Here is a 12,330-nt window from a genome sequence, read left to right on the forward strand (position 1 = left end):
TTATATACGGAGGCTCAGGCTCACGATAGCGAAAAGTTCTGCAAACGTTCTCGCAACAGTCCGATCGTCGGCACGTCCGCATTGGCGAAGGCGAAGCGCAGATAATCCTGCTGGCTCTCGCCGAAATAGGCGCCCGGAATGCAGATCACGCCAGCCTGCCTGGCCAACTTCTCCGCCACTTCCGCTGAACTCCTGCCTGGAAAGGGATGCCGCACGAAGGCGAAATAGGCGCCGATCGCATCGAGCTTCCAGTCGTTGACGGAGCGCATCACCGCCTTCAGCGCATCGGCACGGCGGCCGATCTCCTGGCGGTTCTCCTCGCGCCAATCGGCAAGCAGCGGCAGCGCCTTGGCGACGGCAGCCTGGGCCGCCCTCGGCGCGCAGATCTGCAGATTGTCCATGATCTTGGCGATCTGTTCGACCGCGAGCGGACCGGCGGCGATCGCGCCGAGCCGGTGGCCGGGGATGCAGAAGGATTTCGAAAAGCTGTAAAGGCTGATCAGCGTGTCTTCCCAGCCGTCGAGGCTGAACAGCGTATGCGGCGCCTGGTCCGCGGCCGGCAGAAAGTCGCGATAGGTCTCGTCGAGGATCAGCCAGATGCCCTTGGTCCGGCAGAGCTTGAAGATCGCTTCGAGCAGCGACGGCGGATAGATCGCCCCGGTCGGATTGTTGGGGGAAACGAGCGCCAGCGCCCGCACCTCGCCGGTAATCGCCGCTTCGAGCCCGATAAGGTCCGGCAGGAAACCGTTCGCCGCATCGCAGGCGACAAAGGCGGTCTTGACGCCCATCATCGCCAGCGTCGTTTCGTGGTTGAAATAGAAGGGCTCGGTCATCAGCACCGTATTGCCGGGACCGGCGACGGTCATTGCCGCGCAGACAAAGGCCTGGTTGCAGCCCGACGTGATGTGGATGTTCCTGAGCCCGATGCCCGCGCCATAAACGTCCGAGACATGCGCCGCATAGGCGGTCCTGAGCTCCGCCTCGCCCTCGATCGGTCCATATCCGGTAAAGGCTTTCGAGGAGCCGGTCTCGCCGAGCAGCTTCAGCATGTCCGGATGGGCCGGATAACCGGGCACGGCCTGAGAGAGGTCGATCAGCGGGCCTTTGGACCCATCATAGGCACGCCCCCAGGCGGCGACGGAGGGAACGGGCGGAGGGCTGAGCTTTTCGATAAGCGGATTGAAGGCAGGCATGATCTTCCGAGAACAGGATTTTCCGAACAGGCGATTGCCAAGATGGGCAATTGATTGCCTTTCTTGTTTATCAGATTATCGGGCGACGCAAGGAGAACCGGATATGGCCGACGAGATTGAGCCCGAGGATTCGAAGCTCACCATCACCAAGCGGAAATGGGCGGAACAGGGCAAGTTCCTGACAGGCAGGATCACCAGGCCGGAAACCGACCGCCTGCCGCCCGGCCAGCACCTGGTCAAGAACTGGCCGGTACTCGATCTCGGCCAGCAGCCGCAGGTCTCGGCCGAGCGCTGGAAACTCGACGTGCGCGGCCTCGTCAACAACCGCAGGACCTTGGACTGGGCGGCCTTCCAGGCCCTGCCGCAGACAGAGATGCGATCCGACATCCATTGCGTGACCACCTGGTCGCGCTATGACAACAACTGGAAAGGTGTTTCGACCCACGATTTCCTCGATCTCGTCGATCCGCAGGAAGAGGCCGTCGCCGTCATGCTGACCAGCTATGACGGCTATACCACCAACCTGCTGCTTTCGGATTTCGCCTCGCCGGACGCGATCATCGTCACCGAGTGGGAAGGCAAGCCGCTCACCGAGGAGCATGGCGGGCCGGTGCGGCTGGTGGTGCCGCACCTTTATTTCTGGAAGAGCGCCAAATGGCTCAACCGCATCGAGTTCCTCGACCGGGACCAGGCCGGCTTCTGGGAGAAGAACGGCTACCACATGCGCGGCGATCCCTGGTCAGAGGAGCGTTATTCGGACGACTGAGTCAGCCGAAATTGACGAGGTTCAGTCCCGGCAGCGGGCCTCCCGGAAACTGCGCCAGCTTGGCCCCGACAGCAAGCGGCCCGAGGTCTATGCCGAAAAAGCCGAGCTTCTCCGTCAAGGCGGCGACTTCCGTCTTTGCCGCCGCATCGTCGCCCGAGTAGAACAGCACCCGCTTGCCGCCCTCGGAAGAAGGATCGGCCTCGAGCAGCTTCGCGAATAGATGATTGAAGGCCTTCACCACCCGGGCGCCCGGCACGAGGTCGGCGACGATCTCGCTGGAAAGACGGCCGTTGAGCTCGGCCGGTTTGTAGAGCGGGGATTCGATCGGATTGTTCGCATCGATGACGATCCGGCCGTTCCAGGCCGGCAGGCCGGCAAGGGCAGCCGGCAGCTTCGTCCATGGAACCGCGATCAGCACCATGTCCGCACTTGCTGCCTCTTCGATCGTGCCGGCGGAAATCCAGGGCGACAGCTCGGCAGCCAGTGTTTCGAGCGAGGCCGGACCGCGGCTATTGGCGATGGTGGCGCGCACGCCGTTTCTTGCAAGAGTACGGGCGAAGGCTGCGCCGATATTGCCGGCGCCAATGATACCGATGGTCATGATTGCGATACTCCAGTGGTTTCGATGACAGGAATATCGCCTCTGGATTGGCGCTTGATTAGCCGGTAATAATGCCAATCATCTTCAAGCAACCATTGAGAATGACCCGCCGTGGAAAGTCTCGCCAATCTCGAATCCTTCGTGCGCAGCGCCGAACTCGGTGGTTTCTCGGCTGCGGCCAGGCGGTTGGCACTGACACCCGCGGCCGTCAGCCGCAATGTCGCGATGCTTGAGAGGAACCTCGGCACCCGCCTCTTCCAGCGCAGCACGCGCAGGCTGACGCTGACGGAAGCGGGCGAACGTTTCCTGTCGGAGATCCGCGACCACGTCGAGGCACTGCAGACCGCGATCGCCGATGTCTCTTCGGAAGGCGCGGAACCGGCCGGCGTGCTCAAGGTCAGCATGAGCCCGCATTTCGGAACGGGCTATATCCTGCCGCTGCTGCCCGAGTTCATGGCGCGTTACCCGCTGATCCGTCCGGACTGGGCGTTCGAAAACCGGCAGGTCGATCTGATCGGCGAGGGATATGACGCAGCGATCGGCGGCGGGTTCGAGTTGACGCCCGGCGCAGTCGCCCGGGTGCTGGCGCCGGCCCATATCGTACTGGTCGTCTCACCCGCCTACATGAGGGACAGGCCCATGCCGGCTCACCCCGCGGACCTTGCGAACCTCGACGGCATCCATATGCGTTCTTCCAATACCGGCCGTATCCGCCAATGGGTGATGCGAAATGCCGGCGGCGACGAAGTACCGGTGGCACTGAGGGAAAAGATGGTGCTCAACGACCCGGCCGCCATTGCCCACGCCGCAAGCCTCGGCCTCGGCGTCGCGATGATCGCGATGCCCGATGCCTTATCGTATATGGAGAACGGTACGCTCGTCCGCCTGCTGCCCGACTGGTATGCGGATATCGGGCCGATCTCGATCTACTACGCGAGCAAGACGCTGCTGCCCGCAAAGACCCGCGTCTTTATCGACTTCGTGATAGAGCATTTCCGGAGGGAACGTCTGGCCGAACGTTTTGCCGGCAGCCTCGGGGCATCGAACATGCCGAAGCGAAGATAGGCGCACCCGACTGACGCCGGATGCGCGGGATCGATCAGATCAGCTTTTCGAGCGTGATCGGCAGGTCGCGGACGCGTTTGCCGGTCGCGTGGAAGACCGCGTTGGCGATTGCCGGCGCGACGCCGACGATGCCGACTTCGCCGACGCCCTTGCCGCCCAGCGCCGAGGCGCCGTAGTCGGGAATGCCGACCGAGATCACCTCGATATGTGGCACGTCCGCATTGGTCGGCACCAGATAGTCGCCCATGTTGCTGTTGACGGTGCGGCCGTTGCGCTGGTCGACGAGACCTTCTTCCAGGAGAGCCTGGCCGATGCCCATGATGATGCCGCCCCGCCACTGGCTTTCCACCAGCCGCGGATTGTAGAGCCGGCCGCAATCGAAGGCCGAGACCATGCGGGACACCCGAACCGTCCCAAAATCCTCGTCCACCCGCACTTCGGCGAAATGGGCGCACCAGCTATGCATGGAATATTCTCCCATGGTCGGCCCTTGGACCTTTGCCATGCTCGTCCAGGCCTGATGTTGCTCCTGGGCAGTAGCACCTTCCGGCAGCGTATTCCTCAGGATCTCGATCTCGTCGCGACCGAGCGCCGCCATCAGTTCCGAAAGCGTGAGCGACGGACCCTGGTCGCGGGGAACGGCAATGCGGCCGCCGCCGAAGGTCAGCGTATTGGCGCCGGTATCGCGCAGCGGCGATTTCTCGTCGTTGAGCGCCAGTCCGATCAGTTCGTCGCGGGCCGCCGTCGCCGCCTTGTGCACGGCACCGAGGATCGATCCCGCCAGCATCGAGCCGCCGGCGATCGCCGAGCCCGGCAGCCGGGAATCGCCGAGATGGACCTCGACCTGGTCGACGGGAATGCCGAACACTTCGGCTGCCGTCTGGGCAAGGATCGTATAGGTCCCCTGCCCCATGTCGATCGCACCGCTGACGACCTCGACACGGCCATTGCGCAGGATGCGGATCATCGCCTCGCTCGGCGCCTGGATGACCGGGAACGTGCCGCAGCCGATGCCCCAGCCGATCAGGGTTTTGCCATCGCGCATCGAACGTGGCTCATGGCTGCGTTTCGACCAGCCGAAGGCCTCGGCACCTTCGGTCAGCGCTTCGCGCAGCCGGCGGGTCGACCAGGGTTTGCCCGACTGGTAGTCGTGGTCGGCGTAGTTCTTCAGCCGCAGTTCGAGCGGGTCGATGCCGAGCTTGTAGGCGAGTTCCTCCATCGCGCTTTCGATGCCGAAGGCACTGGGGTTCTTGCCCGGTCCGCGCAACGCACCCGGTGTGACGGCGTTGACCGGCACGACCCGATGCTGCGACGAGAAATTCTCTATCCTGTAGAGGATCGGCGTTGCAGCACCCGTCTGTTCGGGCCAGTCCGCATAGGTGGAGGTCTCGCTGGCGCCACGATGAACGATCGCCTGCAGGATGCCGTCTTCCGTCGCGCCAATCTTGATCCGCTGGCGTGTCGCGGCGCGACCGCCATAGTTGGTGAAATTCTGCGGTCGCGTGAGCGCAAGCTTGACCGGCCGGCCGAGCTTCCTGGACGCGAAAGCGGCCACCGCGCCGTGGGCAAGGGCCGCCCCTTTCGAACCGAACCCGCCGCCGATGAACGGCGAGACCAGGCGGACATCTTCGTAAGGAATGCCGAACCATTCGGAATAGCTGCGCGCCATGCCATGCGACCACTGGCTCGGCTCCCAGACAGTGATCCGGTCGCCATCCCACTTCACGGTCAGCCCATGCGGCTCCATGGCCACGTGATATTCGCGCGGCGTCGAATATTCGCCTTCGATCTGAACCGGCGCGGCCGCAAGAGCGGCCTCGGCATCGCCCCATCCGGCGGTGAGATTGTCCATCACCTTGCCTTCGCCGGCAGCCGCATCGTCGAAGCTTGCGACATGCGGTGCCTTCTCATAGGTGATGCAGATCAGCCTTGCCGCCTCGACCGCCTGTTCGCGGCTTTCCGCGACGACGGCGGCGATCGACTGGCCATTGTACTGTACCTGCCGCGGCAGCGGATAATACGGCTGGTTTTCCGGGCGATTGCCACCCCAGTCGGAGGCGACCAGGAGACCCATATCGTCATCCGGCGTCAGCACCATCAGCACGCCGGGGGCCGCAAGCGCCTTTTCCGCATCGACCTTAACGACGCGGCCGGCCGGAATCGTGCTCTGGACGAGAATGGCGTAGGCAAGGCCGTCGAGCGGATATTCCAGCGCGTAGGTCGCGCCACCGGTAACCTTCAGATTGCCTTCGAAACGCGTTTGACGGCCGCCGACGGTCCCGTCGGAGGCATCGCCGTGTTTGCGGGGTTCCATGATGGTCATGCGAGACCTCCAACTTTCAGGATGGCGCGGGCGACGACGCGCGGCGCAAGTTCGATCTTGTAGTGATTGGCGCCATGCGAAACGGCACCTTCCATGGCGAGACGGCTCGCCGCCTCGACGGTTTCGGGGCTGAGCACCTTGCCGACCAGCGCCTGTTCAACGTTGCGAGCCCGCCACGGCTTGGTGGCGACGCCGCCGAGAGCGACGCGGATATCGCGCACCGTCTTGCCGTCCGCTTCGAATTCCAGCCCGACTGCGGCACTCGCTGCCGCGAATTCATAGGACTGACGGTCGCGGACTTTGAGATAGGTCGAGTTCTTTGCAGCCGCCGAGGCCGGGACGGTGATCGCGGTGATCATCTCGCCGCGTTCCAGCACGGTTTCCCGCTCCGGCGTATTGCCCGGCGTCAGGAAAAAGTCGTCGACCGACACCGTCCGGCCTCCGAGATCGACCAGGGCGTCGAAGGCGACGAGGGCAACCGCGAGGTCACCCGGATAACTGGCGATGCAAGCATCGCTCGTGCCGAGGACGGCATGGTTGCGGGTAACGCCGCCGAGCGCCGAACAGCCGGAGCCGGGATTGCGCTTGTGGCAGGCTGGAAACACGTCCGGCTCGCGGAAATACGAACAGCGCGTCCGCTGCATGAGGTTGCCGCCGATCGTCGCCATGTTGCGCAGCTGGGCGGAGGCCGCCAGCGACAGCGATTCCGAAATAGCCGGGAAAGCGGCACGGATGCCTGCGTGGTCGGCAACCTCCCCCATCTTGGCAAGCGCACCGATCGTGGCGCCGCCGGCATCGACGATGATTTCGCCGAGGCCTGAGAGGTGGGTGATGTCGATGACCGTTTCCGGCTCCATCACGCCGCATTTTGCGAGATCGAGCAGCGTCGTGCCGCCGGCAAGCAGCACTGAACCGGCCTGGAGCGCCGCCTGCCGGGCTTCATCGGCAGACGTGGCGCGGAGATAGGAAAAGTCTCTCATCACGCCATCTCCGCCGCTTCGCGCACCGCCGCGACGATGCTGTTATAGGCTCCGCAGCGACAGAGATTGCCGGACATGTATTCGCGGATTTCCTCGTCGGATCCTGCATGGCCCTCACGGATGCAAGCGACTGCCGACATGATCTGGCCCGGCGTGCAATAGCCGCATTGGAACGCGTCATGCTCGACGAAAGCTGCCTGGACGGGGTGCAGTTCGCCGTTCTCAGTGGCGATCCCTTCGATCGTGGTGATCTGCCGGCCTTCGACCTGGGCTGCGAGCGTCAGACAGGAAAGCACACGGCTGCCGTCGATATGACAGGTGCAGGCGCCGCACTGGCCCTGGTCGCAACCCTTCTTGGTGCCGGTCAGCGCCAGATGTTCGCGCAGGGCATCGAGCAAGGTGACGCGCGGTTCGACGTCGAGGTCGTACCGCCTCCCGTTGATATCGAGCGAAAGATGGATGGTTCGTGTCATGGATCAAGCTCCTGCCATTGTCACGATAATGAGAACTTTAAAGCCCGGGGCGGACTGGCCAACTGGCTGTGATGCCCTAGATGATGTTCGGCGAGACAAGCACCGGCACATTTCGGCATGACATCCGTCCCCCTCTGGAATAAGAAGTGGAAGGCACTCCGGATAATCGGAGGCGCCTCCGTTTAAACTAGTGGCTTACGGATTTTCGTCAAGCCCCCATTTGCCTGGAGCAGTATTTTGGCCTCGGCCGAGCCGAAGACGACATCGCCCGCACAGACCAGGCTTCGCGCCGATGCCCGCCGCAACCGCGAAAAGCTGGTCGAGGTGGCGGCCGCAGCCTTTGCGGAAAAGGGCGTCGAGACTTCGCTCGAAGATATAGCACGGCAGGCCGGCGTCGGCATCGGCACGCTTTACCGCCATTTCCCAAGCCGTGAGCATCTCGTCGAGGTGGTCTATCGCCGCGAGCTCGAAGGCCTGGCGAGCGCCGCCACCGAGCTTGCCCGGCTCCATTCGCCGGACATGGCGCTCGAGGAATGGATGCGGCGCTTCGTCGGTTATATCGCCACCAAGCGCGGCATGGCCAACAGCCTGCGTATCCTCATGACCTCCAACTCCTCCCTTTTTTCCGAAGGCTCCGGCCTCATCCGTGGCGCGCTGGAAAGTCTTTTGAAGACTGCCGGCGATGGAGGATATATCCGTCGCGACATCGAAACGACCGATCTCCTGCACGCGCTGTCAAGCATCTATTCCATGCCGGAATCGCCGGAATGGCGCGAGCGGTCGCATCGCCTGATCGGCCTGCTGATGGACGGCCTGCGAACCCGCAGATAACCCTCGTATCCGGCCCGTATCGACCGGCCGGATAGGCTAGATTTCGCATCCCGCTTGAACGGAAAATCAAGCAATCTCAGATTGACAGGCAACCTGTTACTCAGAAGATCCGGTTTCAATATTATTGTTATAAAATAAACGGATAGCCTGGACGCAATTTCGAATTTTTCGCTCCGAAATCCGTCAAAAAACGTTGTACATTATCAAAATTCAATCTGTCGTTAAAGAGTTTGACCCTAAGCTCCCGGCTACCGCGCGACCGCCGTCAGGTGTAGCGCAAGAGCTGGTATGAGACCGGTTCTTTTCCCACACCGCCAGATATCAGATCTGCGCGTGAAAACGCGTTGCCTCTTTCGAGGCTTCACCAATCCGGAGCCGAACCTCATGTCCCGTCTCTCCATTCGCAGTTCGCTTATCGCCGTCTTCGGCGCGATTGCGGCGCTCGTCGCCGTTCTCGCCTGGGCGGCCATTTCCTCGCTCTCCAATGTTGCTGGAAATCTCACCACGATTTCGCAAAACTCGATGCCGAGCGTTCAGGCCTCGAAGAATATAGAGACGGCCATCCTCGGAATGACGGTCGCCTATATGGGCCATCTGACGACGACGTCGGACTTCGGCATGGAGACTGCGGAAAAGCTGATCGCCCAGCAGTCCGACGCGCTCAAGGCTGCTCTCCAGACCTACAGGCCGCTGATCTCCAGCGATCAGGAAAAGCAGATCATCGACCAGATCCAGACCGGCATCGACAAATACGTCCTCAGCGGGCAGAAGATGCTGGACTTCTCCCGCAAGGCCTCCGACGCCCGCGCCCGCGTCGAGATGGAAAAGATGCGGATCACCATCCAGCCGGTCATGGAAGCCGTGACCAAGCTGGTCAAGTCGAACACGGACGAGGCGGCCCTCGAAACCGCCAAGGCGGAGACGACCTATTCCACCGCGCTCACCACGATGGAAATCATCCTCGGCGTCGTCTTCCTGCTGATCGTCGGTGCTGCCGTCTACGTGCTGTCCGGCATTGCCCGACCCATCCAACGCATCACCGCCTCGATGAGCGGCCTTGCCGCAGGCGACACAGCTACCGAGATCCCCTTTGCAGGACGCAAGGACGAAATCGGGGCGATGGCCGGTGCCGTGGAAGTCTTCCGTCAGGCCGCGATCTCCAACAGGCAGCTTCAGGAACAGGCCGAAGAAGCCCGCGCCCAAGCCGAAGCCGACCGTATCCGCGTGCAGGAAGAGGCGGAAGCCTCCGCTCAGGCCCGCCTTCAGCAGGCGACCTCCGGCCTCGCCGCCGGCCTGCGCCGTCTTGCCTCCGGCGATCTCGCTTTCCAGCTCAACGAGCCCTTCGCTCCGGACTTCGAAGCACTGCGCGAAGACCTGAACTCGGCCGTGTCCGGCCTCGGCGCGGCACTCTCGGAAGTCGCCGGCTCGGCCCATTCGATCGACAGCGGTTCGCGTGAAGTCAGCCAGAGCGCCGACGACCTTTCCAAGCGGACCGAACAGCAGGCCGCTTCGCTCGAAGAGACCGCCGCGGCCCTCGACGAAATCACCGCCAACGTCTCGAACTCTTCCAAGCGTGCGGACGAGGCGAAGTCCATCGCCCTGCAGGCAAATTCGAGCGCCGCCCAGTCGGGCGCCGTCGTCGCCAACGCCGTCGATGCGATGCAGCGCATCGAACAGTCGTCCAGCCAGATCTCCAACATCATCGGCGTCATTGATGAGATCGCCTTCCAGACCAACCTGCTGGCGCTGAATGCCGGCGTTGAAGCGGCCCGCGCCGGTGAAGCTGGCAAGGGTTTTGCGGTCGTCGCACAGGAAGTCCGCGAACTCGCCCAGCGTTCCGCGAATGCGGCCAAGGAGATCAAGGATCTCATCCGCAAGTCGGGTGCCGAGGTCCAGAACGGCGTGAAGCTCGTCCGCGAGACCGGCGATGCGCTGAAGACGATCGAGAGCCACGTCGTCACCATCAACGAGCATATCAATGCGATCGCTATCGCAGCCCGCGAACAGTCGCTCGGTCTCGCCGAAGTCAATACTGCCGTCAACCAAATGGACCAGGTGACCCAGCAGAACGCCGCGATGGTCGAGGAGACCAATGCCGCCGGCGCCAATCTCGCATCGGAAAGCACGAAGCTGCGTGATCTCCTCACCCGCTTCAAGCTTTCCGACGGCGGCCAGCGTCCCGGCATGCAGCAGCGGCCGGCCTACGGCTCCGGCCCGGCGCCCGCCGGCCGCAATGCGGCTCCGCAGGAATCGCCGGCCCGTCGCCTTGCGCAGCGCGTCAGCAAGTCCTTCGGCGGTGCCTCGGCTGCTGCAACCGCGGAATCGCAGTGGACCGAATTCTGATCCGCCCGCGATCCTAACTCTCTAACCGTCGCTCTTCGACGGCCCGGCCTCTGCCATCTGGCGCAGAAGCCGGGCCGTTTCGTCATTGGCGGGAAAGAAGGATTCGACCGCCAGTTCCGACAGCGTCACATCCACCGGGGTTCCGAAGACCGTCGTCGTCGAGATGAAGGACAAAAGCCCCGCCTCCGTCCGCAGTTCCATCGGCACGGCGATGCCCGCATAATCGTGCTTTGGCGCGGATTTCGACGCCCCGTCCGGGATCGGATAGCCCGAGAGCTCTTCCAGCAGTTTCTGAAGAATACGGTCGCCGGTCGCGGCGATCTGCTGGTGCAGCCGTTCGAGCAGGTGATTGCGCCATTCGAAAAGATTGGCGATGTGAGGCGCAAGGCCCTGCGGATGCAGGCTGAGCCGTAGCACGTTCACCTGCCCCTCGATCAGCGATGGGTCGGCGACATCCGCAAGCAGCGGCGCCACCGCGGCATTGGCGGCCACCAGGGTCCAGTGCCGGTCGACCGCGAGTGCAGGGAAGGGCTCGTGGCCCTTCAGCACCATATCGATCGCGCGGCGCGCCGGTCTTTGCCGAGCGCAAACTCGACGATCCGGCACTTCAGCCGGCCGTTTTCCAGGACGGCGAAATCCGTGCCCTTGATCAGCGCCTCGCCATCCACGGGGCCGAGCTCCCAGGAAAAGCGCAGATTGTCGTCATAACCGTCGGCCGCGCCGATCAGCGTGAAGCGGAAACCCGGAAACCGCGCCTGGACGCCTTCAACCAGGCGATCGACGCCCTCATGGCCCTCGCCGCGCATCAGCGGATCGACGTAAAGCCCGTCTTCCGCCCAGGTCTCGGCGATCATCGCCTTGCGGCGAACGGCATCCGTTTCGTTCCAGATGGCGAGATAACGTTCGGCATTGGTGTTCGCATCGGTCATGTCTTTTCTCCTTGAGATCGCCCTGCTCGTTGCAGGCAGGGCGAACATGCCGGAGCGGCTGCATCGTCTCAATTACGCGGCAGGTAATAACTATCGCGCCGAAAGCGCAAGTCTCGCGCCGAGCATCACGAAGGCGCCGGCGAAGATACGGCGCATCCAGGCAAGGATATTCGGCCGCGAGATCACGTGGCTCCGCACCGAGGCGGCAAACAGGCCGTAGAGAACGAAGACGCCGAACGTCATCAGCATGAAGACGAGGCTGAGCTCCGTCATTCGCAGAACCGGCGCCACCTCGTCCTGGCGGACGAATTGCGGCAGGAAGGCGAAGAAGAAGATCGACAGTTTCGGGTTGAGCAGATTGGCAAGGATAGCCGAGACGATGACTTGGCCAACGGATTTCGGCGTCTTGTCCGCCTCCACGGTCAGCGCCCCCCTTTCTTTCAGGACCTGCCAGGCCATGAACAGCAGATAGGCGACGCCGAGATATTTGATGATCTCGAAGGCCAAGGTGCTGGCATGCAGCAGCGCTGCAAGGCCCGACACCGCCGCGATCATGTGCGGCAGGATGCCGAGCGTGCAGCCGAGCGCGGCAACGAGGCTTGCTCGCGCGCCGCGCGACAGGCCGGCGGCGAGCGTGATCAGCACGCCGGTACCGGGCGAGGCGACGACGATGAAGGAGGTGATCAGGAATTCCGGGCTCATGGGCGATCCTTTCGAGATGTTTTCCCACAGCTATCGGAGAGCGCCACATCGATCTTGAACGAAATTGCAGGCGGACGATTGCCTGGATGCGGCGGCGAACCTATCGTCGCGCAATCTGATTGCG

Annotated in this window: 11 protein-coding genes and 1 pseudogene; 4 read left to right on the top strand and 8 right to left on the bottom strand. The window is 63.0% G+C overall.

What is annotated here, in order from left to right; genetic code table 11:
• Window positions 1-20: 20 nt before the first annotated feature.
• Window positions 21-1,193, bottom strand: coding sequence for an aminotransferase (locus C5J24_RS18520; RefSeq protein WP_105419900.1), 1,173 nt, complete (start codon window positions 1,191-1,193; stop codon window positions 21-23).
• Between the two features lie 103 nt (window positions 1,194-1,296).
• Here C5J24_RS18520 and C5J24_RS18525 point away from each other — a divergent pair, with 103 nt between their 5' ends.
• Complete coding sequence (locus C5J24_RS18525) at window positions 1,297-1,959, top strand: sulfite oxidase-like oxidoreductase (RefSeq protein WP_105419902.1); 663 nt, start codon at window positions 1,297-1,299, stop codon at window positions 1,957-1,959.
• Between the two features lies 1 nt (window position 1,960).
• Here the strand turns inward: C5J24_RS18525 and C5J24_RS18530 are convergent, their stop codons facing one another.
• Window positions 1,961-2,569, bottom strand: a complete 609-nt coding sequence (locus C5J24_RS18530; RefSeq protein WP_256427176.1) for an NADPH-dependent F420 reductase — start codon at window positions 2,567-2,569, stop codon at window positions 1,961-1,963.
• A gap of 102 nt (window positions 2,570-2,671) precedes the next feature.
• Between C5J24_RS18530 and C5J24_RS18535 the strand changes: the two genes are divergently transcribed.
• A complete protein-coding gene (locus tag C5J24_RS18535; RefSeq protein WP_105419906.1) occupies window positions 2,672-3,625 on the top strand; it encodes a LysR family transcriptional regulator in 954 nt (317 codons plus the stop codon).
• A 34-nt stretch (window positions 3,626-3,659) separates the two neighbouring features.
• On the opposite strand, the gene C5J24_RS18540 is transcribed toward C5J24_RS18535, so the two are convergent.
• Genes C5J24_RS18540 through C5J24_RS18550 form a run of 3 tightly spaced genes read right to left on the bottom strand, consistent with a single transcriptional unit; the run spans window position 3,660 to window position 7,401 of the window.
• Entirely contained in the window at window positions 3,660-5,948 is a 2,289-nt protein-coding gene (locus C5J24_RS18540) for a xanthine dehydrogenase family protein molybdopterin-binding subunit (RefSeq protein WP_105419908.1), read from the bottom strand.
• Window positions 5,945-6,928: a xanthine dehydrogenase family protein subunit M gene (locus tag C5J24_RS18545; protein WP_105419910.1), complete on the bottom strand. Its 984-nt coding sequence runs from the start codon at window positions 6,926-6,928 to the stop codon at window positions 5,945-5,947. The genes C5J24_RS18540 and C5J24_RS18545 overlap by 4 nt, the downstream gene beginning before the upstream one ends.
• Window positions 6,928-7,401: a (2Fe-2S)-binding protein gene (locus C5J24_RS18550; RefSeq protein ID WP_105419912.1), complete on the bottom strand. Its 474-nt coding sequence runs from the start codon at window positions 7,399-7,401 to the stop codon at window positions 6,928-6,930. The genes C5J24_RS18545 and C5J24_RS18550 overlap by 1 nt, the downstream gene beginning before the upstream one ends.
• Before the next feature lie 237 nt (window positions 7,402-7,638).
• Between C5J24_RS18550 and C5J24_RS18555 the strand changes: the two genes are divergently transcribed.
• Entirely contained in the window at window positions 7,639-8,232 is a 594-nt protein-coding gene (locus tag C5J24_RS18555; protein ID WP_046666423.1) for a TetR/AcrR family transcriptional regulator, read from the top strand.
• A 384-nt stretch (window positions 8,233-8,616) separates the two neighbouring features.
• Window positions 8,617-10,575 carry a methyl-accepting chemotaxis protein gene (locus tag C5J24_RS18560; protein ID WP_105420134.1) on the top strand — a complete coding sequence of 653 codons (1,959 nt, stop codon included), beginning with the start codon at window positions 8,617-8,619 and terminating at the stop codon, window positions 10,573-10,575.
• Between the two features lie 21 nt (window positions 10,576-10,596).
• On the opposite strand, the pseudogene C5J24_RS18565 reads toward C5J24_RS18560, so the two are convergent.
• The 3 genes and pseudogenes from C5J24_RS18565 to C5J24_RS18575 form a co-directional block, all read right to left on the bottom strand.
• Window positions 10,597-11,148 (bottom strand): annotated as a pseudogene (locus C5J24_RS18565) (transcriptional regulator); the annotation flags it as partial.
• The gene (locus C5J24_RS18570; RefSeq protein WP_105419914.1) at window positions 11,118-11,504 is read right to left on the bottom strand and encodes a nuclear transport factor 2 family protein; all 387 of its coding nucleotides are present in this window, start codon (window positions 11,502-11,504) and stop codon (window positions 11,118-11,120) included. The pseudogene C5J24_RS18565 and the gene C5J24_RS18570, both read right to left, overlap by 31 nt.
• A gap of 90 nt (window positions 11,505-11,594) precedes the next feature.
• A complete protein-coding gene (locus C5J24_RS18575) occupies window positions 11,595-12,206 on the bottom strand; it encodes a LysE family translocator (RefSeq protein WP_105419916.1) in 612 nt (203 codons plus the stop codon).
• Window positions 12,207-12,330: the final 124 nt, after the last annotated feature.

Source organism: Neorhizobium sp. T25_27 (assembly GCF_002968565.1).
Classification (GTDB): domain Bacteria; phylum Pseudomonadota; class Alphaproteobacteria; order Rhizobiales; family Rhizobiaceae; genus Neorhizobium; species Neorhizobium tomejilense.

Coding starts and splice junctions, on each gene's coding strand:
- C5J24_RS18520 (WP_105419900.1), bottom strand. CDS start 1,193: ATGCCTGCCTTCAATCCGCTTATCGAAAAGCTCAGCCCTCCGCCCGTT.
- C5J24_RS18525 (WP_105419902.1), top strand. CDS start 1,297: ATGGCCGACGAGATTGAGCCCGAGGATTCGAAGCTCACCATCACCAAG.
- C5J24_RS18540 (WP_105419908.1), bottom strand. CDS start 5,948: ATGACCATCATGGAACCCCGCAAACACGGCGATGCCTCCGACGGGACC.
- C5J24_RS18545 (WP_105419910.1), bottom strand. CDS start 6,928: ATGAGAGACTTTTCCTATCTCCGCGCCACGTCTGCCGATGAAGCCCGG.
- C5J24_RS18550 (WP_105419912.1), bottom strand. CDS start 7,401: ATGACACGAACCATCCATCTTTCGCTCGATATCAACGGGAGGCGGTAC.
- C5J24_RS18560 (WP_105420134.1), top strand. CDS start 8,617: ATGTCCCGTCTCTCCATTCGCAGTTCGCTTATCGCCGTCTTCGGCGCG.
- C5J24_RS18570 (WP_105419914.1), bottom strand. CDS start 11,504: ATGACCGATGCGAACACCAATGCCGAACGTTATCTCGCCATCTGGAAC.
- C5J24_RS18575 (WP_105419916.1), bottom strand. CDS start 12,206: ATGAGCCCGGAATTCCTGATCACCTCCTTCATCGTCGTCGCCTCGCCC.